18 protein-coding genes, 4 tRNA genes and 2 pseudogenes are annotated in these 20,826 nt (G+C 62.4%); 8 read left to right on the top strand and 16 right to left on the bottom strand.

Features of this window, described 5'->3' with window-relative positions; genetic code table 11:
* The first annotated feature begins 102 nt into the window (after positions 1-102).
* Positions 103-411 carry a GIY-YIG nuclease family protein gene (locus M1L58_RS20500; protein WP_248660297.1) on the top strand — a complete coding sequence of 103 codons (309 nt, stop codon included), beginning with the start codon at positions 103-105 and terminating at the stop codon, positions 409-411.
* A gap of 322 nt (positions 412-733) precedes the next feature.
* On the opposite strand, the gene M1L58_RS20495 is transcribed toward M1L58_RS20500, so the two are convergent.
* The 3 genes from M1L58_RS20495 to M1L58_RS20485 form a co-directional block, all read right to left on the bottom strand.
* Complete coding sequence (locus tag M1L58_RS20495) at positions 734-1,630, bottom strand: oxidoreductase (RefSeq protein ID WP_248660296.1); 897 nt, start codon at positions 1,628-1,630, stop codon at positions 734-736.
* 127 nt (positions 1,631-1,757) lie between these two features.
* The gene (locus M1L58_RS20490; protein WP_248660295.1) at positions 1,758-3,473 is read right to left on the bottom strand and encodes an adenylate/guanylate cyclase domain-containing protein; all 1,716 of its coding nucleotides are present in this window, start codon (positions 3,471-3,473) and stop codon (positions 1,758-1,760) included.
* Positions 3,474-3,678: 205 nt separating this feature from the next.
* The gene (locus M1L58_RS20485) at positions 3,679-4,230 is read right to left on the bottom strand and encodes a YceI family protein (protein ID WP_248660294.1); all 552 of its coding nucleotides are present in this window, start codon (positions 4,228-4,230) and stop codon (positions 3,679-3,681) included.
* Positions 4,231-4,418: 188 nt separating this feature from the next.
* On the opposite strand from M1L58_RS20485, the gene M1L58_RS20480 reads away from it, so the two are divergent.
* Positions 4,419-4,682 carry a cyclic-phosphate processing receiver domain-containing protein gene (locus M1L58_RS20480; RefSeq protein WP_248660293.1) on the top strand — a complete coding sequence of 88 codons (264 nt, stop codon included), beginning with the start codon at positions 4,419-4,421 and terminating at the stop codon, positions 4,680-4,682.
* Positions 4,683-5,111: 429 nt separating this feature from the next.
* Here the strand turns inward: M1L58_RS20480 and M1L58_RS20475 are convergent, their stop codons facing one another.
* The 3 genes from M1L58_RS20475 to M1L58_RS20465 all read right to left on the bottom strand — a co-directional run bounded on the left by M1L58_RS20475 (position 5,112) and on the right by M1L58_RS20465 (position 7,150).
* Entirely contained in the window at positions 5,112-5,360 is a 249-nt protein-coding gene (locus M1L58_RS20475) for a hypothetical protein (protein ID WP_248660292.1), read from the bottom strand.
* Positions 5,361-5,507: 147 nt separating this feature from the next.
* A complete protein-coding gene (locus M1L58_RS20470; RefSeq protein ID WP_248660291.1) occupies positions 5,508-6,110 on the bottom strand; it encodes an NUDIX hydrolase in 603 nt (200 codons plus the stop codon).
* Positions 6,107-7,150, bottom strand: coding sequence for a hypothetical protein (locus M1L58_RS20465; protein WP_248660299.1), 1,044 nt, complete (start codon positions 7,148-7,150; stop codon positions 6,107-6,109). Before M1L58_RS20465 ends, M1L58_RS20470 begins: the two co-directional genes overlap by 4 nt.
* A 403-nt stretch (positions 7,151-7,553) precedes the next feature.
* On the opposite strand from M1L58_RS20465, the gene M1L58_RS20460 reads away from it, so the two are divergent.
* Entirely contained in the window at positions 7,554-8,651 is a 1,098-nt protein-coding gene (locus M1L58_RS20460; RefSeq protein WP_248660290.1) for a tyrosine-type recombinase/integrase, read from the top strand.
* A 98-nt stretch (positions 8,652-8,749) separates the two neighbouring features.
* Here M1L58_RS20460 and M1L58_RS20455 read toward each other — a convergent pair whose 3' ends face one another.
* From M1L58_RS20455 to M1L58_RS20440, 4 genes are all read right to left on the bottom strand, one after another.
* Positions 8,750-9,139 (bottom strand): hypothetical protein, encoded by a 390-nt coding sequence (locus M1L58_RS20455; RefSeq protein WP_248660289.1) that lies wholly within the window; start codon positions 9,137-9,139, stop codon positions 8,750-8,752.
* A 282-nt stretch (positions 9,140-9,421) separates the two neighbouring features.
* Positions 9,422-9,498: transfer RNA gene (locus tag M1L58_RS20450), tRNA-Phe, on the bottom strand.
* A gap of 47 nt (positions 9,499-9,545) precedes the next feature.
* Positions 9,546-9,622, bottom strand: a tRNA-Asp gene (locus M1L58_RS20445).
* A gap of 48 nt (positions 9,623-9,670) precedes the next feature.
* A tRNA-Glu gene (locus tag M1L58_RS20440) sits at positions 9,671-9,743 on the bottom strand.
* Positions 9,744-10,112: 369 nt separating this feature from the next.
* On the opposite strand from M1L58_RS20440, the gene M1L58_RS20435 reads away from it, so the two are divergent.
* The 5 genes and pseudogenes from M1L58_RS20435 to M1L58_RS20415 all read left to right on the top strand — a co-directional run.
* Positions 10,113-10,185, top strand: a tRNA-Lys gene (locus tag M1L58_RS20435).
* 190 nt (positions 10,186-10,375) lie between these two features.
* Entirely contained in the window at positions 10,376-10,597 is a 222-nt protein-coding gene (locus M1L58_RS20430; protein ID WP_248660288.1) for a hypothetical protein, read from the top strand.
* A gap of 75 nt (positions 10,598-10,672) precedes the next feature.
* Positions 10,673-10,984 (top strand): hypothetical protein, encoded by a 312-nt coding sequence (locus M1L58_RS20425; protein WP_248660287.1) that lies wholly within the window; start codon positions 10,673-10,675, stop codon positions 10,982-10,984.
* Positions 10,985-11,665: 681 nt separating this feature from the next.
* Positions 11,666-12,989: pseudogene (locus tag M1L58_RS20420) on the top strand (Mu transposase domain-containing protein).
* Positions 12,986-13,450, top strand: a pseudogene (locus M1L58_RS20415) (ATP-binding protein); the annotation flags it as partial. The pseudogenes M1L58_RS20420 and M1L58_RS20415, both read left to right, overlap by 4 nt.
* Positions 13,451-13,508: 58 nt before the next feature.
* Here the strand turns inward: M1L58_RS20415 and M1L58_RS20410 are convergent.
* From M1L58_RS20410 to M1L58_RS23670, 6 genes are all read right to left on the bottom strand, one after another.
* Positions 13,509-14,045: an SGNH/GDSL hydrolase family protein gene (locus M1L58_RS20410; RefSeq protein WP_248660286.1), complete on the bottom strand. Its 537-nt coding sequence runs from the start codon at positions 14,043-14,045 to the stop codon at positions 13,509-13,511.
* Positions 14,046-14,456: 411 nt separating this feature from the next.
* Complete coding sequence (locus M1L58_RS20405) at positions 14,457-15,869, bottom strand: polysaccharide biosynthesis tyrosine autokinase (RefSeq protein ID WP_248660285.1); 1,413 nt, start codon at positions 15,867-15,869, stop codon at positions 14,457-14,459.
* A 658-nt stretch (positions 15,870-16,527) separates the two neighbouring features.
* Positions 16,528-17,859, bottom strand: coding sequence for an O-antigen ligase family protein (locus M1L58_RS20400; RefSeq protein WP_248660284.1), 1,332 nt, complete (start codon positions 17,857-17,859; stop codon positions 16,528-16,530).
* Positions 17,860-17,920: 61 nt separating this feature from the next.
* Positions 17,921-18,811 carry a glycosyltransferase family 2 protein gene (locus M1L58_RS23675; RefSeq protein WP_374112768.1) on the bottom strand — a complete coding sequence of 297 codons (891 nt, stop codon included), beginning with the start codon at positions 18,809-18,811 and terminating at the stop codon, positions 17,921-17,923.
* Positions 18,812-18,813: 2 nt separating this feature from the next.
* On the bottom strand, positions 18,814-20,298 hold the full coding sequence (locus M1L58_RS20395; RefSeq protein ID WP_248660283.1) for a lipopolysaccharide biosynthesis protein: 1,485 nt from the start codon (positions 20,296-20,298) through the stop codon (positions 18,814-18,816).
* On the bottom strand, positions 20,295-20,627 hold the full coding sequence (locus M1L58_RS23670; protein WP_374112770.1) for a hypothetical protein: 333 nt from the start codon (positions 20,625-20,627) through the stop codon (positions 20,295-20,297). The genes M1L58_RS20395 and M1L58_RS23670 overlap by 4 nt, the downstream gene beginning before the upstream one ends.
* Positions 20,628-20,826: the final 199 nt, after the last annotated feature.

Here is a 20,826-nt window from a genome sequence, read left to right as displayed (position 1 = left end):
CCGAGGACCGTATCGAAACCACTTGTGGACAAAGTGAGATGCCGGCGCGGCGCTGTGCGTTCCCGGACCGAGGGCTCAGCCATCTCGATCGATAGTCCTTGCATGGGCGCGTACCTCTACATCCTCGAATGTTCCGACGGCAGTTTGTACGTCGGAAGCACACGAAACCTAGACAACCGGATCCAGCAACATGACAGCGGGCGGGGTTCGGTGTACACCCGATCCCGCCGGCCAGTACGCCTCGTCTATCAGCAGGAGTTCGAGCACGTCGGCGAGGCATATGACGCCGAAGTACATCTCCACGGCTGGTCGCGAGCAAAACGCTTGGCGCTCATCAATGGGCAGTTCGAGTTGCTGCCGGAGCTGGCGCGCAAGAAGTGGAAGCGGGACGCCTCCCCGCCGGGTGAATAAGCCCGTTGCGGAGCTGATTTCGATACGGCTCGTCGCTAACGCTCCTCACCTACTCAACCAGCGGTCCTGCTGGCCGAGTAGGACCGATAGCCAAACCAGACACGATCCGCTGCTGGCCGAGTAGGACCGAGTCGCTAGCCGAGGACCATATCGAGGTCAGCCCACCAGCCTGGTTTCGATACGACTCGTCGCTATCGCTCCTCACCTACTCAACCAGCGGTCCTGCTGGCCGAGTAGGACCGAGGCGCTAGCCGAGGACCATATCGAGGTCAGCCCACCAGCCTGGTTTCGATACGACTCGTCGCTATCGCTCCTCACCTACTCAACCAGCAGAACCCGCCGACACGTCGAACCTCTCCCCCGTCAGCTTCTCCGATTCCGCCCAGAGCGCCGCGCGGAAGTCGGCGTCGTCGGCCGCCTTCTTGTACTTGTTCCGTCCGGGAGCGCCGTGCAGTCCGAAGAGTTTGGTCGGTCCGTAATAGGTGCCGGACGGCAGGCCCGACATCGTCGCGGCGTAGAGCTGGGGCAGTGCCCCGTCTGCGGCCGGCTGCGCGATCGGCAGTCTGTTCATCAGTTTCGCCGCAGCGTCCATGAAGTTCTCGCTCCGACCCTGCAATTCCGTTGCGGCATAACCGGGGTGGGCGATGAACGATTGCTTCGACGACCCGGCCTCCGCCAGCCGCTTGGCGAGTTCGAGCCCGAACATGAGGTTGGCCATCTTGGAGTCGCCGTAGGCCTGCCAGCGGCGGTAGCGGCGCTTCTCCCAGTTGAGGTCGTCGAGTTGGATGTTCCCGATCTGGTGCACGCCCGACGACACGGTGACGACGCGGTCGGTGATCTTCGGCAGCAGCAGCGCGGTGAGCGCGAAGTGGCCCAGGTGGTTGGTGCCGATCTGCATCTCGAAGCCGTCGGCGGTGCGTCGCAACGGTACGGCCATGAGCCCGGCGTTGTTGATGAGGACGTCGGCGCCGGTGAAGCTCGATGCGAACGCCCGAACCGACGAGAGATCCGCGAGGTCGAGCTGGGCGACGGTCGCGTTGGGTCCCAGTTTCGACGCCACAGCGTCGGCCTTGGCGGTGTTGCGGCACGCCAGGATGACGTTGGCGCCGGCGGCGACGAGCGCTTTGGCCGACTCGGCCCCGAGGCCGCTGTTCGCGCCGGTCACCACGAAGGTGCGCCCCGTCTGATCCGGAATGTTCGCTGACGTCCAACCGCTCATCACAGCCCCCTGGGATGGTATGTCGGTCCGGCGCCCTCGCCGCGACCCTGCGGCCCACGCTATTGACGCCCCGGAACGCCGTCAACGATTCGTCTCGAGTTGCGGAGGTTTTGGTTGCAGCGGGTCGTCAGCCGCCGAAGAACGTCGTCAGCTTCAGGGGATTGGCGCCGACGATGCGTCGTGCCGGGCGCAGCAGTTCGGCGATCAGGTTGCCCGACGACCCGAGCCGTTCGACGAGGTCGGACGGGGCGTAGAACTCGGTCGGCTGGGACCGGCCGCGCATGATGCGGCTGCCGAGGAGTTCCCATTCGTCGGCTTCGGCGCCGGCCGCGTCGATGGCGGCGCCGCTGGCGAGGGCGGGGACGCGACCGGTCTTGGCCATGTCGGACAGTCGTGCGCATTCGTTCACCGGGTCGCCGATGACGGTGTACTCGTAGCGTCGTTCGGCGCCGATGTTGCCGGCGAAGACCTCGCCGTGGGAGACGCCGATCCCCCACCGGATGTCGAGGCTCTTGGACAAGCGGTCGGCGAGGTCGCGGGCGGCGGCGAGCGCGTGCCCGGCGGGGTCATCGATCTCGACGGGCGCTCCGAAGACTGCCAGTGCGGCGTCGCCTTCGAACTTGTTCACGAAGCCGGAGTGCTGGTCGACGACGTCGAAGACGATGCTGAAGAAGGCGTTGAGGAGTTCGGCGACGTCGTCCGGGCTGCGGTGCTGGGAGAGCCGCGTCGAGCCGACGATGTCGACGAAGAGAACGCCCACCTCGGTGTTGGTGCCGTGCATGCCGACGCCGTCGGAGATCGCGAGGTCGGCGACGGTGTCACCGACGTGCCGGGCGAAGATCTCGCGCATCCGGTCGCGTTCGGCGAGTCCTTGCACCATCACGTTGAATCCGTGTTGCAGGACACCGAGTTCCGACGAGTCGTAGACGGGCACGCGGGCGTCGTAGTCGCCGTGATCGACTCGGTGGACGGCCCGACGCATCTCGGTCAGCGGATCGGTGATGGCCTGTCCGACCAGGACGATGACACGGGCACCGGCGGCGAGTCCGACGACGGTGAGGATCACGGTGGTCCAGTCGACGGCGCCGTAGACGTCGGGCAGCATCCCGGTGAAGCGTCCGGCGTTCACGGTGAGCAGGCCGATCATCGGTACCGCCGAACTGACCGCCCACACGATGAGCAACCGGATGCGGACGCCGTTCATGACGTGGTTGGCCGGGAAGTCCTCGAGGACGACGATGGCCAGCGGCCGGGCGGCACGTTCGACGAACAGGTAGGTCAGGCACGCACTGGACAGGCCGGCGAGGGTGAACGCCACCGCGACACCGGCGACAGTCGCGACGCTGAGGGCGTCGGCGACGAGCACGTAGAACAGGGCCGCGCTGAACCAGGCGCTGACGGTGGCCAGCAGCTGGTATCCCGGGATTCGCTGCACGGAGCGCCGACGCGCATGGTTCGCGGGTTGGCAGCTGACGAACCATTTCAGCTGCGGCCGGAAGACGAGCAGGCCGAGCAGCAGGTTGACGAGGATGCCGGTGACGATCGCGCCGACGACGGCCGGGAAGTTGGGGGCGCCGAGGGTCTCGGCGAAGGTGAGCTGGCCGCCGTTGAACGCAAGTTGCACGAGCAGGAAGGTCTCGACACCGATCAGCGCGTTACTGGCGGCGACACCGGTCATCGCTGTGACGGTCGCGTGACGGGCGATCCGGGCCCGCATGTCCGGGCCGACCCGAGCCCACGCCCTGGGACCCAGCACCGTGGGCAGACCCCAGAGCATCCCGGCGGTGCGGCGTCTCAACCGCGTCCACGGCACGCCACGGCGGGTGCGGCACCTGCGTCCCATGGGCCTCTCCTGCCTGCTGGCGATACTCGCAGCGTACCCAAGTCGGTGACGCGCACGTCACATCAAAGGTCCCGATGTGGTCGGTTCCACCGACCCATGCTCCGCACACAACGACGGACCGGCACCGACGCGGGGGATGCGTGGTGCCGGTCCGTGGACCGTCCGGGCTCAGGGGTGTCGAGCCCGGACGGGGTGTGGCGGGAGATCAGGCCTGGAGAGCCTCGATCTCGAGCGTGATGGTGATCTTGTCGCCGACGACGACGCCGCCACCCTCGAGCGGCATCTCGATGTCGATGCCGAAGTCCTTGCGGTTGAGGACGGTCTTGGCGTCGAATCCGGCGACGACGCCCTGGCCCATGCCCGGGTGGGTGCCGTTGTACTCCAGCTCCAGGCTGACCGGCTTGGTGACTCCCTTGAGGGTGAAGTCACCGTCGAGGACGTAGTCGTCACCGTTCTGGCGGACGCTGGTGGAGACGAAGGTGGCCTTGGGGAACTGCTCGGCGTCGAAGAAGTCGGCCGACTTGATGTGGCCGTCGCGCTGCTCGTTCTTGGTGTTGATCGAGGTCACGTCGACCTCGGCCTGCACGGCGGGGGTGCCGTCCTCGGCGACGGTGATGGTGCCGGAGAAGGTGTCGAAGGTGCCGCGCACCTTGCTGACCATGAGGTGCTTGACGGAGAAGCCGACGGTGGAGTGCACGGCGTCGATGGTCCAGGTGCCGGCGGGGATCGGGGCCTTGACGGTGGTGGCTGCGGTCATGATTGCGTCCTTCCAGACGAGCGAGGTGGTCTCGGTTCGTGTGGGCCTTCGCGACCCATCGATACTGTAAACGGACCATGGTCCGGATTCATTCCCCGGGGCGAACTTTCTGGTGTGATCCCCGTCACCACGGGTCAGCCCGCGGTGGTGGCCCGAATTCCACTCGACAGGGCCTGGAGGAACTAGCCGTGAACCTGTGGGTCGACGATCCGCGCACCCCGCCGGACGGATGGGTGTGGGCCACGACGAGTGACGAGGCGATCGCGAGGCTCTCCGAGTACGACGTGGTGCCCTGCCCCTCGATCACGACCTCGGCGGGGACGACACCTCGTTCGGTGGTGCCGTGGATGTATGCGCACGAGTCGTGGCCGAGCGGAGAGATCCGCGTGCACAGCGCCAACCCCGTCGGAGCGGAGTGGCTGACCGGACCGATCGATCGATTCCGCCCATAACCCCCGGTATGCGGCCCTGCCGCGGGAATCCCGGAGGTACGGCGCTGCGCGGGCCGGCCGAGTGGGCAGCGGCAGGAACTCGAGGCAGGCGCCCGGGCCGATGTTCCTCAGCCCGGGCGCCCTCGGCCGGGTGGGGGGGAGCCCCCGGCCGGACGGTCGGGTATCGGGGGGAGGAACCCGACCGTACTATCTCGATACCCGAGGGCGCTTCTCGCCAAACCCGCACCGGATCGCCGAGTCGGTGTCGCGCACTGCGGAATCGGGTGAGGTCGGCCCGGGTACCACGTCTGCCAGCCTCATCGCCGTCGGACCGGAGGAATCGGTCGGCGTCGCGGTCACCTGCCACCTGCGCCGGCCAGTGCGGGGTCACGCCCGGCACAGAGTTTTTCGTGGCACAGAGGCCACCGGCGGACGACGCGGCGTCGGAGACTATCCGCGCCCGACGACGAGGGCGGCCACCATGAAGGCGATGACGACGAGGGAGATCACGCAGCCCAGGATGACCTGCTTGCGCGTGGACATGGGCGCGTAGGGATCTTTGTACTCGTAGCGGTAGACGACCTTGGCCGGCTCGATGCCGGGCGGCTGCGGCGTCGTACTCGGTGCCGGAGCCCAGTCACTTGAGCGGGCCTCGAAAGACGGATCAGCCGCCGCATTCGAAGAATTGGCATTGTTCACGGTCGTAATCATGCCCAACCAGCGAGTAACCTGCCATACGAGTACGCGTCGTCCGATCAGCGGAAATTTGTGTCGCAGAGCACATCTGGATACCCCGGGAATGAGATGGGACGTTCGTCCATGTTTGTCGATTGACCCACTAGCGGTCTATTTCCAGGCGAATACGGGTTGTTCGAATTCGTCGACGCGGGTGGGGCGGTCGCGCAGCACGACCTCGGCGAACTGGTAGATCACCGCGGCGGTCGGTGCGTGGACCAGCGCGTCGACGATCGGCAGCTGGATCACCGGACGGTCCGATTGCGGGATGGTGAGAAACCGCGGCGCCACGGCCAGTTCGTCGAAGGTCACGAAGAACAGTTGCGCCACCTCGGCCGGATTCGGGGTCGGCTCCTGATACTCGTCGGCCCAGCAGACGATCGGGGTGATCACGAACCCCGATCGCGTCGGATAGTCGTCGAGCTCGCCCAGCACCGACTCGGGCGGCAGCTGCACGCCGAGCTCCTCGTCGAGTTCCCGCAGGCCCGCGGTGATGTGGTCCTCCCCCGGGTCCAGCCGGCCGCCGGGCAGGGCGAACTGCGCGGCGTGGCGGCGCATCGTCGACGGTCGTTTGCACAGCCAGATGCCCTGGCGGCCGTCTTTCTCGGTGACGGCCAGCACCACGGATGCAGGTCTCGCTCCCGGAACCTCGACCCTCCGATGCTCGAACCGTTCGACGCGTTGCGCCGCCACTGCCCGCTCGAGGTGAGTCACACCCTCAGTTGATCATGGTTCCCGTCCGACGCCGTGACGGCCTGCCCGAGGTGGTAGCCGAGCACGCTGAGGGCGAACAGCCCGATGGCGACGTTGAGCAGCGCGCCGAAGCCTTCCATCGCGAAGTCGACGAGGGCGTTGCTCATCAGGAACACCAGCGCCGCGACGCGCAGCGCCCGCAGCGGCCGGACGCCGCCGCCCCGGCGGCGCGCGATCATCGCCGGCAGCGCGAGGACGAACACCACGATGCCGCTGAGGAACAGAATCCAGGTGGCCGGGGCGTTGTCGGCGAGTTCGAGGTAGATGTCGACCTCGTCGGTCTGTTCCCCAGTGAGGACGAAACTGAGCGCGCCGACGAGCACCCCGAGCCCTGAGGCAACCACGAGACCCCACCCCACGATCGACACCCAGCGCGGGCTGCGGAAGACGTCCGGGATCAGTCCGACGGCCCGGTCCCGCAGGATCATCAGCCGATCCGGCGTGCCCCGGCTCGATTCCAGCAGGGCCCGCACGTTGGCGATGGCGGCGGAATCGGAGCCGTTCTCCCCGGCGACGACGAGGAACTCCTCGGCCAGTTGCCGACGACGCTCCGGCAACCCGTGGGCGACAGCCTCGGCGGCGATCGACGCCGCGTTGGCCAGCGCCTCGGCACCGGTGGGCGGTTTGAGGTCCCGGACGATGCGGCTGGCCAGCAGCACCAGGACCACCAGGATGTACATGATCTCCGGGGCCGGCCCGTAGAAGTAGTCGTTGTCGCGGGTGACGAACTTGCCCACCTCGTCGAGGAACAGCCCGAACCCGATGCCGCCCACCACCACCGCCGTCACCCGCGCGGTGGCGCCGAGGAACAGCCAGCCGATGATGAGCGCCACCATCATCAGCGCCCCGCCCCACAGGGCGTGCGCGATGTGCAGGGTGCCGCCCCCGACCTGCGGGTAGCCGGTGGCGGCCAGGTAGGCGCGGGTGATGAGGATGGTGGCGATCGCGATGATGAGGAACCACTCGACGGCCGCGGTCCCGTACGTGCTGCGGACGATCACCGATGTGGCGCGATTCCTCATGCAGGGAATTATGTGGCCCCGCACCGGCGATGGCCCACCGATCGGGGGATGTGTCCCGTGCCGCGTCCTCAGCACGCATTCACCGAAGTCCACCGCGAACCGCTACCGGCGACCGTCGGGGAACCGGACACGCACCGTGTGCGTCTCATTCTGGACCGCCCCAACGACGGCGAGGGGGCGCCGCGGCACAGGTGACCCGCTGCGGCGCGCGGACGCGCCGGGGAGCAGTCACGCCGGGAGAGCTACGGACTTGTCATCCGCAGGTCCCCGGGTTCGCGCCGGATGCCCCCCGCCAGGGTTAAGGAGACAGCGCCATGGACGCACACCGCACCGCCGGGACGGACCGGACCACCCGAGCAGCCGCAGACGCCGGCCGGTTTCGATGAGTATCACCAAGTACCGCACCGGTTCCGGCGCACCCCGCTGGCGGGTGAACTGGCGGCTGCCCGACGGCCGCACGCGGAGCAAGGCGTTCGGCACGCAGCGCGAGGCGCGGGCCTTCGAAGCCGAGACGGTCGCCGCCCGCAACCGGGGTGTGGTGTTCGACCCGCGGCGCGGTGACGCCTTCACCGTCGCCGCGGTCTATGCGTCCTGGCTGGCCACCCGCCAGGATGTGACACCCAAGGTACGGCGCGGCTTCGAGGACAACTGGCGGCTGCACGTGGCGCCGGCGTTCGGGACCTGGCCGGTGACCAAGGTCGACCGGGAGTCCATCCAGGGGTGGGTGAACGGGATGGACTGCTCGGCGCGGACCCAGCGGTGGCGGCACTCGCTGCTGCGGATGATCCTGGCGCACGCGGTGCTCGAGGGTCTGCTGGTGAAGAACCCCGCCGAGCGGACGGTGTTCCCGCCGCTGGATCTCGCCGAACACCTCTATCTCACGCACGGCGAGGTCGACGAGCTGGCGACCCGCTGCGGCGCGCAGGGCGACATCGTGCGCATCCTCGCCTACACCGGGCTGCGCTGGGGTGAGCTGACCGGCCTGAACGTCGCCGACGTCGAGCTGGTCCGCCGGCGGATCTCGGTCCGCCGCTCGATGACCCAGGTCGGCGGGAAGCTGGTGACCGGAAAACCCAAGAGCCGGGCCGGGTTCCGCAGCGTGCCGCTGCCCCGCTCCCTGATCCCGGTGCTGGCCGCCCGCATCGACGGCCGGCCCCGCACGGCCCCCGCGGTCACCTCCCCGAGAGGCGCACGGTTGAGCCGGGAGAACTGGGTGCGCGCGGTGCGGTGGCGCGAGCAGGTCACCGCGCTGGGCTATCCGACGCTGCGGGTGCACGATCTGCGCCACACCTACGCGAGCCTGGCCCGCGCCGCGGGCGCGGATCTGCGGCTGCTGCAGGTGGCGATGGGCCATGCGTCGATCACCGTCACCGCCCACACCTACGCCGACCTGTTCGACGGGGAACTCGACGCGGTGGCCGACGCCCTCGACACACGACTGGTGGAACTCACCGGGCCACCGACCGGCGACGACCCGTGACCGGCGGCGACCGATCCCCTCGGTTCCTCCCGACCCCCAGACAGCAAGAAACCTCCCGGGGAAACCGGGAGGTCTTTACGGTGGCCAGAGTCAGGTCTTTAGCGGCAGCGCGCTGTTTGGTGCGCCCGATACACGTTGACCTGTGTCTTAATACGACCATTGATGGCGATCGCACATCCCGATGACCCGGTAGGAGACGAAATCGTGGACGCGATCCTTTGTCCGGGTAGGAGAACCGTGGTGTCGAAGCGACGCTGGATCGGACCGATCAGCGGCTTCCGGTCCAGGGAATAGAACTCCGCCGTCAGCACGACGTTGTGCGCGGTCGCGTAGACACGCGTGTCGTCCGCCCAAAACCAGTACGTAATTCGGTCTCCGAGTTTGGTGGGACCGACCACCGCCCCGGCGGTGCCCGCACCGACACCGATCGCAGCCACAGTAGCCAGTACAACCGAGACAAACCACGCTGCAATGCGACGACGCTTCATGGACGAAAGCCTAGCTAGGCTCGCGCATTCTTGACGCGCCAACCCAACGAAGGGCTCTACTACTGTTCTTGCTCCGCCCAACCCGACCGCGCGGCGACAAAAGGCTCGCCGTGCTGTCTCAGTAGCGAAGTCGACGCGGTGGCCGACGCCCTCGACACGCGACTGGTGGAACTCACCGTGCCGGCGGCCACCGACGACCCGTAATCGGCGGCGGCCGATCCCCTTCGGTTCCTCCGCCCCCCAGACACCAAAAAACCTCCCGGGGAAACCGGGAGGTTTTCATGGTGGCCAGAGTCGGGATCGAACCGACGACCTTCCGCTTTTCAGGCGGACGCTCGTACCAACTGAGCTACCTGGCCCTAAGACAACCGGCGCATCCGGTAGAACCGAATGCGCCGGTCATCTCTGGCGACCCTGACGGGACTCGAACCCGCGACCTCCGCCGTGACAGGGCGGCGCGCTAACCAACTGCGCCACAGGGCCTTGTTTAATTGTTCTGTCCGACTCTCGTTGCCGAGTGCCGTCCAGGCGTACCCCCTACGGGATTCGAACCCGCGCTACCGCCTTGAAAGGGCGGCGTCCTAGGCCGCTAGACGAAGGGGGCCGGTCTCGCTTCTCCGCTGGGAGCTCGCATAGCTTATGACAGGTTTCGAGCAAACCACAAATCGTGTGGTCAGGGGTATAAAACGGCCAGTTTTGATGCATCTGCGCAGGACACGTGGAGACCTCCGCGTGGAACGTCATGCGCAGCTCCGCGATCAAGGTCTGGCACGTTGGTTCGCAGCGGCCTCTGCGCCCTGTCGAGACACGCGCCCGCGCCCGCCCACAACCGCCCCCCATTCAGCCTCGCAACAGGGCGTGGCGGCGCCCGGCTCAAAAATGCCGTGGGCGCCCGCGCGACACACGTCGATGCCCCCGCTCGTACTCGCGGGGCAAGCTGTAAACTCGTCGACGCCCCGGCTACCCGGGGCACGCCCCTATAGCTCAGTTGGTAGAGCTACGGACTTTTAATCCGCAGGTCCCAGGTTCGAGCCCTGGTGGGGGCACTCGATTTCTGACACCGTCGACATTCGGCCCAGTCGGCAGGCTTCCGCCGACGAGCCATCGCCCAGTGACACCGAACGTGAACGTCGATCTCGTTGAGAGCGATTTCCTTCGGCCCCAGGCCAGCACAGCATACCGGGCGGTCCCGCCACGATCAGCCACAGAAACTACGAACGTTAGGGACATTCTCCGATGAGTCACACGAAGTCGCTGGAGGAGTTCCTGGAGCGGGTCACGGGCCGTAAAATCACGCAGACAGAGCTGGCCGAGACCCTCGACATCTCACGCCGTACGTGGCTGAACCGCCGCATGAGGCTGGGACGGCCAGAGTCGGATGACATCATCGCCCTGGCACGGCACTACTGGTGCAATCCGGTTGCGGCGCTGATGTATTGCGGCGCGATCAAGCCCTGAAGAGACCACGACGTTTCTGGGTCGCAAGTGGCAGCGGTTCCTGCCCCAGCGTCTCCAGTCGGAGAAAATCGATACATGCTGCACGCACCCGTGTATCTGATCCACCAATGCAACGGAAGTAGGCCGATGGGACTGTTCGACATGTTCGGCATGACCCGTGCCCAGCGGATGAAGAAGTGTGAGCTGGACATGCTCGACAGCCACACCGCAGAGTGCCTGGAGGAGGCTACGGCGGAGGTCAATCGCCTGGCCGCCCTGGTACGCGAGGCCCTCGACGACGAGGACCAGTTCGTGCGCCTGCGTCCGCTGCACGTGGAGCTGGAGGCGGCGATCGAGCGGTACGGCTACTTCGCCGAGGCGCGTGGCAAGTTCAACGCCCGGACATAGCCGACTACTGCACGGCGGGCGGAAGAACTTGGGGATTAGCGACTCTCGCCGCTTCTCGATCTCCTCCCACCGACCTTCGCATATAGCATCGAGGCCGTCCGTCGAGGAGTCGGTGGAAGATCATCAGGCGTCGGTTGCACGCGCTGCTTAAGCGCGCTTGCCATACTAGTTGGGCGCGATGATCGACGGCGCGATGACTTCCAGCTCGGCATCGGCGCGGATGTGGAACTCTGCGATGCTTTCGACCGTCATGGGATCCTCGCGCTATTCGAGACGCGCACCACTTGGAACCTTTCCTTGGCGCGCGAAAGCCCCTGGCCTGCAATGCGATTCCAGGGGCTTTCGCGAGGCGCACGCTCCTCCGAGGGGTTACTTGTCTTGGTACCCGCCGACCTCGCGCACGTAGACGTTCTCGAGCATGACCCACTGCACCCGTGGTCGCTTGATCGCCACCAGCCTGCCCTGGCCCGCGCGGACGTACTCCCACTCCTCGATGCAACGATAGAGCTTAGGCGCGTTGTCGAGGACGCCGATGATGGCATCAGTTGACGGCGCTCATCGAAATTCCCCAGTGATGCTCATCTGAATTCCTCACCCGTGTGGCTCCGCCAGAGCAGGCGGGCCTCCCGTGAAGCTGATGGTCTCTGACCACTCACCAGCACACGGGAGGCCCGCTTTCATGTGACACGGGAGGACGATGTGGAAGTACACGCACTACAGCGATCGCCCGCCATACCGACCACGACAGGAAAACCATCCGCGCCTACCTCAACGGCGAGCGCACGCCGGGTGAGCGCAAAGAAACCGACGACCGACCCGTTCGAGCCGTTTCTGGACTACGTGAGAGCGAGGCTGGCCGAGGACCCGCATCTGTGGTCACGCACGTTGTGCGACAAACTCGAAGACCTCGGCTACAGCCAGTCCTATCAGACCCTCACCCGCCAGATTCGAGTCCGCGGTTTACGACCACAGTGTGTCGACTGCGCTCAGGTAACCGAACGAGCGAACGCGATCATCGAGCATCCCCCGGTGAGGAAACGCAGTGGGACTGGGTCGAGTTGCCCAACCCACCAGCCGAATGGGGCCGGGGTGCAGGGGTTCACCTGCTTGTCGGGTCGCTGTCGCATTCAGGTCGATGGCGCGGTTATCTGGCACCGGAGATGACCCGACCCCACGTGATCGCCGGGATCGATCGGACTACCCGCAAACCCGGGAGAGTCACCAAGACGTGGCGGTTCGACCGGATGGCCACGGTGTGTCATCCCTCGACCGGGGCAGTGGCTGCCGAGTTCGCCGGCGTAGCCCAGCACTACGGGGTATCGGTGGCGGTGTGCCCACCCCGACGCGGGAACCGCAAGGGTGTGGTCGAGAAGGCCAATCACGTTGCCGCGTAGCGCTGGTGGCGAACACTTCCCGACGAGGCGACCATCGAGGGCGCCCAGGCTAGACGTGACACATTCTGCCGGACCCGCTCAGATGTGCGGATGCGTCGCACCCGCGATGGCCGGTCCAAAGTGCTCACCGTAGCCAAACGCGAGCACCTGAGTGCCCCACCGCCGGTGCCGTACCCGGCCACTGTCACCGAAGTGCGACACGTGTCTCGTCAGGCGCTGGTGTCCTGGAAAGGTAACCAGTACTCGGTGCCACCGGAGTTGGTGATGAGCGAGGTGGCCGTCAGTGAGCGCCTCGGCGACGGGCATATCGACATTGCCACCACCTCGGGCATCGTGATCGCCCGCTATCGCCTCGCCACCGCCGGGTCGGGAGCACAGGGGCGTGACCACGGGCATGTCGTCGCCCTGGACGCCCTCGCCCAGGGCAGCAACTCACCGAGTCGTCGGCCGCATCGCCGCAAGGAACGAATCCCGCCCGGCCAGACCGCACGACAACTGCTGAAGTGTTGCGCCGCAACGCCTCCAACACCGGCGCCGCCCACGTAGAGGCGTCGGCCATCGACCTCAACGTCGACGAACGCGCCGCACAGAACAGAACCCGCCTCCCATGACCACCAAGATCACACCGTCGGACTCCAATAGTGCTGCACTACAGTCGCAACCAGCGATCTCGTTGTATCAGCAACTACGCGGCCATCCGGCCGTACTCAAACTCGATGCTGCCGTCCAAGCCCTGCCCCAGGTCCTGGCAACCGCTGGCGAGCAAAAATGGACGATGGCCCAAACCCTCGAGCATCTCCTCGCGATCGAGGTCGATGCCACCGAGGCCCGCCGACTAGCCGGTCGGCTACGGTTCGCCTACCTGCCCACCCCGGCCACCCTGGACGGGTTCGACTACGACGCCGCCCCAGGCGTAAACCGAGCGTTGATCCGCGAACTGGGCACCTACGCCTACCTCGAGTCCGCGACGAACGTCGTACTCATTTGCCCACCAGGCACCGGCAAAACACATCTGGCCGTCGGCCTGGCCCACGCCGCAGTACACGCCCGCAGCAAAAGCGAAGTCGCCACACACATGAACCAGGCGATCCTGAAGATAGGGCCGAGCCCCGGCTCACTCTCAAAACATGTCAGCTAATACCATTGTCATAAATTACAGAAATGATCCGTTGCGCAATCTGTCGATGACCGCGACTATTGGGATGGAAGTTATCAATGACTTCTCCATCGACAATGTCTCCTGCAGGGCCACGATTACGGGAATCCTTGTATAGATCGGTGACATCCACAAAGAATCCCCCGACCATACCGCATAGTTTCTCTATGGCAGCATTGAAGGATTGCGCCTTCGATGGATTGATCCACACGCTTACACACACAAGGTGTTCAGATTCCGTTTCCAAACTACGAATGAGTCGAAGATAGTTTTCGGAGAATTGGTTAAGTGGAGTTACGCTTACATCATTCGTACCCAGTTCGACTACAGCAATGTCGGGTTTAACTGGTGGACGTGGATGCTCAGACAAGAACGAGTAAGTTCTTACCCCTTTTTGCGAGACAACCGTGGATTCGGCATTCAAAGCCGTGCTCACCCTTCCGGGAAATGCCTCCCCTTCCGAGTTAGAGAATGAACCCGCCGCAAGGGAGTCACCATAGAAGAGGACCATCGGGCGCCGCGAGGTCTCTGTCGTAGGCGAGGAAGTCGATACAACTACTAGCACCGCAACCGCTATCACTGTGCCTAGCGTAATTAGCAGCCATCCCCACATTGGGGCTCCGCCCCACCGCTTCAGCCACCACCATCGTGAGCCGGCACTCATGATCCGCGAACTAGGCATTCACAACCCACGCCAGACCACGAATTTATCGCCGACGACCTTCGAATAGTCTCGTGCCCTCTACACCGCACCGCCGGTATACATTGCGCGGCCGTCATCACTGCGTACTCCACCCTGTCTAGTCCTGCTCTTCTTCATAGCGGCTGCTGGCTGACGCCCCTCGTAGCTGCCAGAACACAGTCCTCCGTGTGTGTGGCACCGAACGAGATGGGGGCTTCGCCCCTGTGGGCGACCCCGCCACTATTTGTCGGCCGAGTCTCCGACTCCCGCTTGGCCATACTCCATCGCGTAGGAGGCCGCGTAATACCCAGCGCGAGCCTGCGCGTCACCTAATACCACTCCGACGACCGCCGCATCCGCTCTATCGAGGTGGGACAGCATCGACTCCAGGTCCGGTCGACGGGAGGCGCCGGAACGCACGACCACGATTACACCGTCCACCAGCTTGGACGCAATCACAGCGTCCGTGACTGGCAGAACTGGGGGGGTATCCACGATCACGTAATCGTACAAACTCGACAACGCGTTGATCGCCTCAGATGCCCTCTGCGAGGTGAGCAACTCAGCGGGGTTCGGCGGAATCTGGCCGCCGGCTAGTGCATCCACCCCGCTGAAGCTCGTCGATTGAAGAACATCCTCCAGCGCAGCCCTACCGCTAAGGAAATCAGTGAATCCGATATCTGGGTTTACGCCCAACCTCACGGCCACCATAGGCCGCCGAAGGTCAGCATCAACGACTACAACCCTGCAACCAACCTCAGACAAGCACACCGCAAGGTTGACTGCCGTCGTAGTCTTTCCTTCTCCCTCCAGCGCACTTGTGACTGCAAACCGACGATACGGAGAATCAACACCGATAAACGACAGGTTGGTTCGGAGACGACGGTAGGCTTCCGCAGCAGGACTTGATCCGGTACCGAACGAAACCGGAGATTCAGCCGAAGAAGGGAACCGGGGAACAACGGCGAGAACTGGACTCTCTGTAACCTCGACAACGTCGGTCGGCGTCTGGATCCGATTCGTCAGACGCGAAACAAACATCACCGCAAGCAAACCGAAGAGCAGGCCAACCGCGACACCTATCAACGTATTCTTCTCAATGTCCGGGGACACCGGTACCGACGGTTCAACTGCTGGCGTGACCGTGGTCAACTTCGCCATCGGACTGCCACCACCCGCAGGCGTCTCCAACGACTCGACGTAGTCCTGCAGAGACGACGCGAGCGAGTTTGCGAGCACAACCGCTTTGGACCTATCAGAATCTTCAACCGTGACGTTGAGAAGCACGGTGTCGGGATCCCACGAAGTCGACAGCTTCTCGCGAACGTCCTCAGAACTAATCGGGATGTGCGATTCCGATACGGCGCTGCTGATGACAGCATCCGAAGATGCAAGTTGCGCGTACGACGCTATCCGCTGTTGGGAAGCCAGGGACCCTTGATAGGCCGCTTGGACGTTGGAGTCGTCGCCCGAAGTCACGTACATCGTCGCGCTTGCAGCGTAGACGGGGGTAGTCAGCAAACTAACGGCCATCGCCAACACGCCGAGAATCAATCCGGGAAGCACGATGTAGTACCACCGGTCTCGGAGGGACGAGATGAACCCTCGAAGCTGCTCTCGCTCTATCACGTTAGAAGAGCCATCGCTATTCATGATCCGCTCCAAAATTCAAGGACCAGTTATCCCGGTCAAATGAGTCATCTTGCATGGGCCGTACCGAGACGCAAGACCTATTTGCCAGGTCCCAGCAGATTTCCAACTTCAGTTACCGCTCTCCGGAGTACCTACGTAGGTAACTCGGACATCCTTCACGCGGAAGGCAGCACGCGGGCGGGATTACCAACCACGATACCTCCCGCCTCCACGTCGCGTATGACAACAGCTCCTGCTCCGATTACGGCTCTCTCCCCGACCGTGAGATCCCCAATTACCAGCGCCCCGGCACCAATGTCGACACCGTCAGCTACAACGGGAGCACGGTCCGAGCCTGACAGAGCTCCAATCGTCACGCCATGACGAACTGTGACGTTGCTACCCAAACGCGAGTCAGCGTGGACGACAAGACCAAATCCGTGGTGAATTGCGAACCCCCCGCCTATCACAGTTCGGGCCGGGATATCGATTCCAAAGAAGAATAGACCTGCGGCCCGATAGACGATCGCCGCCGGAATTCCAACGAGCGTACGAACCGCACTACTTTTGGAGGATCTGAATGTATGCGCAATCCGATATAGAATCAAGAATACAAATAGATGACACCTCGACCGGTTCGCCTTGAAATCCGCTCCAATATTCTCGAATAAAGACCGCATCATAAATCTCCGTTAGTGCGCCGGCCGAGCACCGTCGCAAGTTCCTCGTTGTGACCGAAACTGCTTGGCAAGAACTGGCCTGATACCGCGCCGCGAACATCCACAAATCTTGATCTCTGCAAGCCTCCGCAAATGCCGTAGAGTAGTGCCGCCAGGTACAAGGCCGCGCCGCTACTTAGCAAGTTTGACGCGAGACCGTTAACTAAGAGCGACACAGTAACGGCAGCGCCAATTGCTAGATAGGGCGAGCGGGGATCGATACGCAAGTTCCGATAAAAGCTAGCGATACAAATGGCGCCGAATATCATTGTTAAAATGACACCCAGAATTCCAGTCTCAACCAGCAATTGGACTGAGAGGCTGTGAGGCGGCCCTCCCAAAGGCTGGATCACGGTTGACGTAGAACCGATTCCCCAGCCAAATGTGGGACTTTCGCGCCACGTGTCCAGGAGCAGCGACCAGTTGATAAAGCGCCATTCAAGACTATTTCTACTCACGCCCAAAGCAATGGCAGATGAAAAATCCGAGGCAAGTGCCTCTTCGAGGCGACCGCCGAGCGGCGTAAGAATTACGACAAGCCACGAGCCGAGCCCGCAGAGGATAACTCCAGCAAACCGTGCAACTGCTGTAGTCGGAAGCCAACAGCACAGGACAATCACACCTACGACAGCGGTGATCACCGCATTCAAGCTACCCGTCAGTACCAGGGCGACAAGTGCGACGCAGACAGGAACCAGAAAGCGTCGACTCTGTGTCAGACATAGCCAGACTAGAATCACAACCGCTATCGAGATGAAACTACCTGCTGCGTTCGCATGCACGAACGTTCCCGACGGCCGACCGTTCTCACCAACCGTGAGCCCGGGCAGCAAGATTAGCCCTCCAAGAAGTAGTGCACACGGCAGAGTGGCTGACCAAGAGAGCAACGCTGTTGCCCTGACGGAGGATTGCGGCGTAGATGAAACGCTTCTTGCCAACAAGAAGATTGGGATCAGCGACGAAAGCTTTAGCAGGTAAACAACTGGCTCAGCACTCAACCCAAAGTAGTAAAAATAGACAAGTATCGTTCCTCCGCTCGCTAACGCCAGAGCAGCACTACTCGCTTTTAGCTGTCCGAGCTGCGTCGGAGACTTGAGGAACAGAACCAACCAGGCAAATAAGGAGAGCGCTACAGATACTAACCCGGTGGGAAACAAAGCGTGACCCGCTGCATGTCCCACGTCGGAAACCGCACGACCCAGAACGATGAGGGCAACAAGAACTGGAACACGGAACATGGCGATCGAGATAAAGCCTACGACACCCATGAAAACGACCAATAAGTAAGTCACTTGATCGCTCCCGGCTCCACGGCAGTTGAGAATGTCGCTCTAACATGCATGTCTTCTCGAGTCATAAGACCCTACTCCGGACCGTGTTGTGTTGGGTTACGCGAGCTATCGCCCTCCGTAACATTCGCGTGTCCCGGCGACCTCGAAACTCACCCTGCTCCGAAAGGTACCGACATAATGCTTTTAGGTCGGCCTTCTCGTCCGCACTCGCGGAACTCGGGTCTCGAAGTGCTGACCAACAACCGTAGTCTCGTCCCGTGACTGCCTTACACAAATCGCGATGCGCAGAAGCCATTTCCCGCGACATAGATTTTCGCCTGTTGGCATCAACCGCCGTCGTAGCTTGGGACTCGTGGTGCCTATACAGCACAGTAGCCAAAGGCCGACGCCTTATAGGCACATCTTCGAGCGCAGCACGCACCCACAGGTCGTAATCTTCCGCCGGGACGTTTCTGTAGCCACCGAGGCGACCTAGAGTCCTACGAGTAGTGGTCAATGTTGGATGAGCGAACGGGTTCTCGAGTAGCAGAAGCAGCGGCACGATCGAACCCTCAATCGGATAGGGCGCCACAGGCCTTGGAACCGTATACTGGCCGCGATAGTGCACAACATTCGCGAACTGAAGCTCGTTCGGCTCTAATCCCTCGAGCTGGTATCGAAATCGCCAAGGCAGACAGATATCGTCTGCATCCATGCGCGAAACAATCGCACTATCAGTTGCGTCCACCAACTTATTCAAGGTGGCCGCAACACCCTGATTGGTCTCGAAAACGATAGTTCGCAACCGAACGTCTTTGATCGAATCAAGGACTGAAATAGTCTGGTCGGTACAACCGTCGCAACCGACTACTAACTCGGAGTCCTCTGGCAATGCTCGAAGAGTACTGACTACCGACCGGCGGATAAATCTCTCAGCATTATGCGCAGGCATCAATACGGTGACTTCCGGCACGACTAGACCCTCTCCCGCTTTGCGCGAGATGTTCGCGCTACCTCGTGATTATCTCGATCCGGGCTGCCGATCTTCGCTGAGACGATAAGGAGAACGAACAGTAACCCGGACGCACAGCCAACTAGCGATAGCACCACGACTGATTTATAGAAAGTCACCGACGCGCCAATGGCGACTCCCGAAATCGCAACTGAACTAGCAACCTGAGCCGTCAGAGCGCCAGCCTTCCGCAAGTCGGCCCAATGCGTAAGTGCCACGCCAACTAACACAACGCCGTAGCCCACGGACGATGCGATAACTGCCGCAGCGAGTCCCAACGGTCGCAGCAATACTAAGTTCACAAGTACAGAAGCGAGTGCACCAGCGGTGGTCCATATCCACACTCGCCCGGTTTGCGCCAGTGAAACCGTTACAAAGTTGATTGCGACGAAACCGAGTCCAGCTAGCAACACCGGACCTGCGAGTCCCGCCACGACCCTTTGCGCTGGTTCATACGATTCGGGAAAGAGTAGGGCAACCACCACAGGCCCAGCGACTGCCATTAACGTAGCCCCAGTTGACATCACTATCGCTTGCCACAACATTACCCGCCGCATCCGGGGGTCGAACGCGCCGCTTAATTTGTAGTTGCGTGCATACTCAGAAAGAGAAGGCGTGAAATATCTTGATATCTCAACTATGAGTCCCAGGGCCGCGTTAGTAAATTGGCCGGCAGCAGCATACTGCCCAGCCTGGACCGGGCCATTGATATGAGAGATCAAAGATCTATCCGACGAAGTTTGAAACCACTGCGCAATTTTACTGGGGACCAGTGGAAATCCGCGAACTGCGGAACTTACAACAAGCTCCTTGTTCCAATGAGTACGAAAGACTTTGATCCCATAACTCCACACCGTCGCAGCGAATACTACTGTTGCTGATGCAAGGTCGGTCAACGCCCAAACCAGAACTGGGTTTTCGCTACCGGGAACAAGCACCAATTTGGTCACGTATTGAACGGCACTGAAAGCCAACACCACGAAGGCGAACTTCGTAGGCTCGTAGTTGATTCGTGTAAGAGTCGCGAACGGCATATAACCTATCGAATATACTGACGCCGCTGCCAGTTCAATCAGGACAGAATAATAGAATATCCCTGCATCGAAAAACTGCCCTCCAGCAATCGCACAGGACACGAGAAAGCACACAGTGAGGTTTGAAACTAGCAGGACCGCGAAAGGTTCAACCATCCCTTTCGATGCCGCAGATACCGACCTCCCTTTCGATTCCGCAAACATTATTGTATCTTGACCAAAACCAAACACACTGTTCCCGAGCAGGAAAATCGTAGTCAAGACACCGCAAAGGCCCAAATCTGCAACACTTATCGAGTGAGCCAAGATCGGTAGGGCGACAAATGGAATCAGCTTTTGCAGCAGTGCCGGGCCGACGAACCCGCCGAGGCTACGAAGAGACAGACGAGATTTTGATCCGGTGTCGTTGGTCATTTGTTCGAACCGCTGCTGTGGCAGCGCCCTTGATTTCGTGCATTTTCATACTCGAACAGTGCGCGTATGATATGCGTCGGCATGGACCGGCCGTAGGCACCACCAATCGGCCTGACCGATGCGGGGGCTCCCACGGCAAGTGAGTTCTCAGGAATGTCTTTGCCGACTACCGCGTTAGCGCCGACGACTGATCCTCTACCTACCGAGATCCCGCCGTAGAGGACAGCACCTGGACCGATATAGACACCATCTCCCAGAACTGGCGCAGAGCCGTCCGACTCTCCCAGGTTGGTAGCCGAATGTATCCGACAAAAGGCACCAGCCCGCACCTTGTCGTTCACAACTACACTTCCGTAGTGAGGAATGCTTAAACCGGGACCGAATACGCCAGGCGGAACACTCAGCCCAAGCTTCTTACCGATCGACTTCAGCCGAATGTACAGAAGTATCGAAACAACATGACAAAGAAAGCCTTCTCGCTCACGGAAGTACTCCGTAGCGCGCAATACACGTTGATAGTGCAGTGTC

It is taken from the genome of Gordonia sp. C13, from assembly GCF_023218005.1.
Taxonomy (GTDB): domain Bacteria; phylum Actinomycetota; class Actinomycetes; order Mycobacteriales; family Mycobacteriaceae; genus Gordonia; species Gordonia namibiensis.
The sequence above is the reverse complement of the archived record's forward strand: the minus strand, read 5'-3'. Positions and strand labels throughout refer to the sequence as shown.

What these genes read in the sequence shown, in the direction of transcription:
- M1L58_RS20500 (WP_248660297.1), top strand. Translation starts at nt 103, where the DNA reads ATGGGCGCGTACCTCTACATCCTCGAATGTTCCGACGGCAGTTTGTAC.
- M1L58_RS20405 (WP_248660285.1), bottom strand. Translation starts at nt 15,869, where the DNA reads ATGAATAGCGATGGCTCTTCTAACGTGATAGAGCGAGAGCAGCTTCGA.
- M1L58_RS20430 (WP_248660288.1), top strand. Translation starts at nt 10,376, where the DNA reads ATGAGTCACACGAAGTCGCTGGAGGAGTTCCTGGAGCGGGTCACGGGC.
- M1L58_RS20395 (WP_248660283.1), bottom strand. Translation starts at nt 20,298, where the DNA reads ATGACCAACGACACCGGATCAAAATCTCGTCTGTCTCTTCGTAGCCTC.
- M1L58_RS20490 (WP_248660295.1), bottom strand. Translation starts at nt 3,473, where the DNA reads ATGGGACGCAGGTGCCGCACCCGCCGTGGCGTGCCGTGGACGCGGTTG.
- M1L58_RS20425 (WP_248660287.1), top strand. Translation starts at nt 10,673, where the DNA reads ATGCTGCACGCACCCGTGTATCTGATCCACCAATGCAACGGAAGTAGG.
- M1L58_RS20495 (WP_248660296.1), bottom strand. Translation starts at nt 1,630, where the DNA reads ATGAGCGGTTGGACGTCAGCGAACATTCCGGATCAGACGGGGCGCACC.
- M1L58_RS20410 (WP_248660286.1), bottom strand. Translation starts at nt 14,045, where the DNA reads ATGGTCCTCTTCTATGGTGACTCCCTTGCGGCGGGTTCATTCTCTAAC.
- M1L58_RS20455 (WP_248660289.1), bottom strand. Translation starts at nt 9,139, where the DNA reads ATGAAGCGTCGTCGCATTGCAGCGTGGTTTGTCTCGGTTGTACTGGCT.
- M1L58_RS20460 (WP_248660290.1), top strand. Translation starts at nt 7,554, where the DNA reads ATGAGTATCACCAAGTACCGCACCGGTTCCGGCGCACCCCGCTGGCGG.
- M1L58_RS20485 (WP_248660294.1), bottom strand. Translation starts at nt 4,230, where the DNA reads ATGACCGCAGCCACCACCGTCAAGGCCCCGATCCCCGCCGGCACCTGG.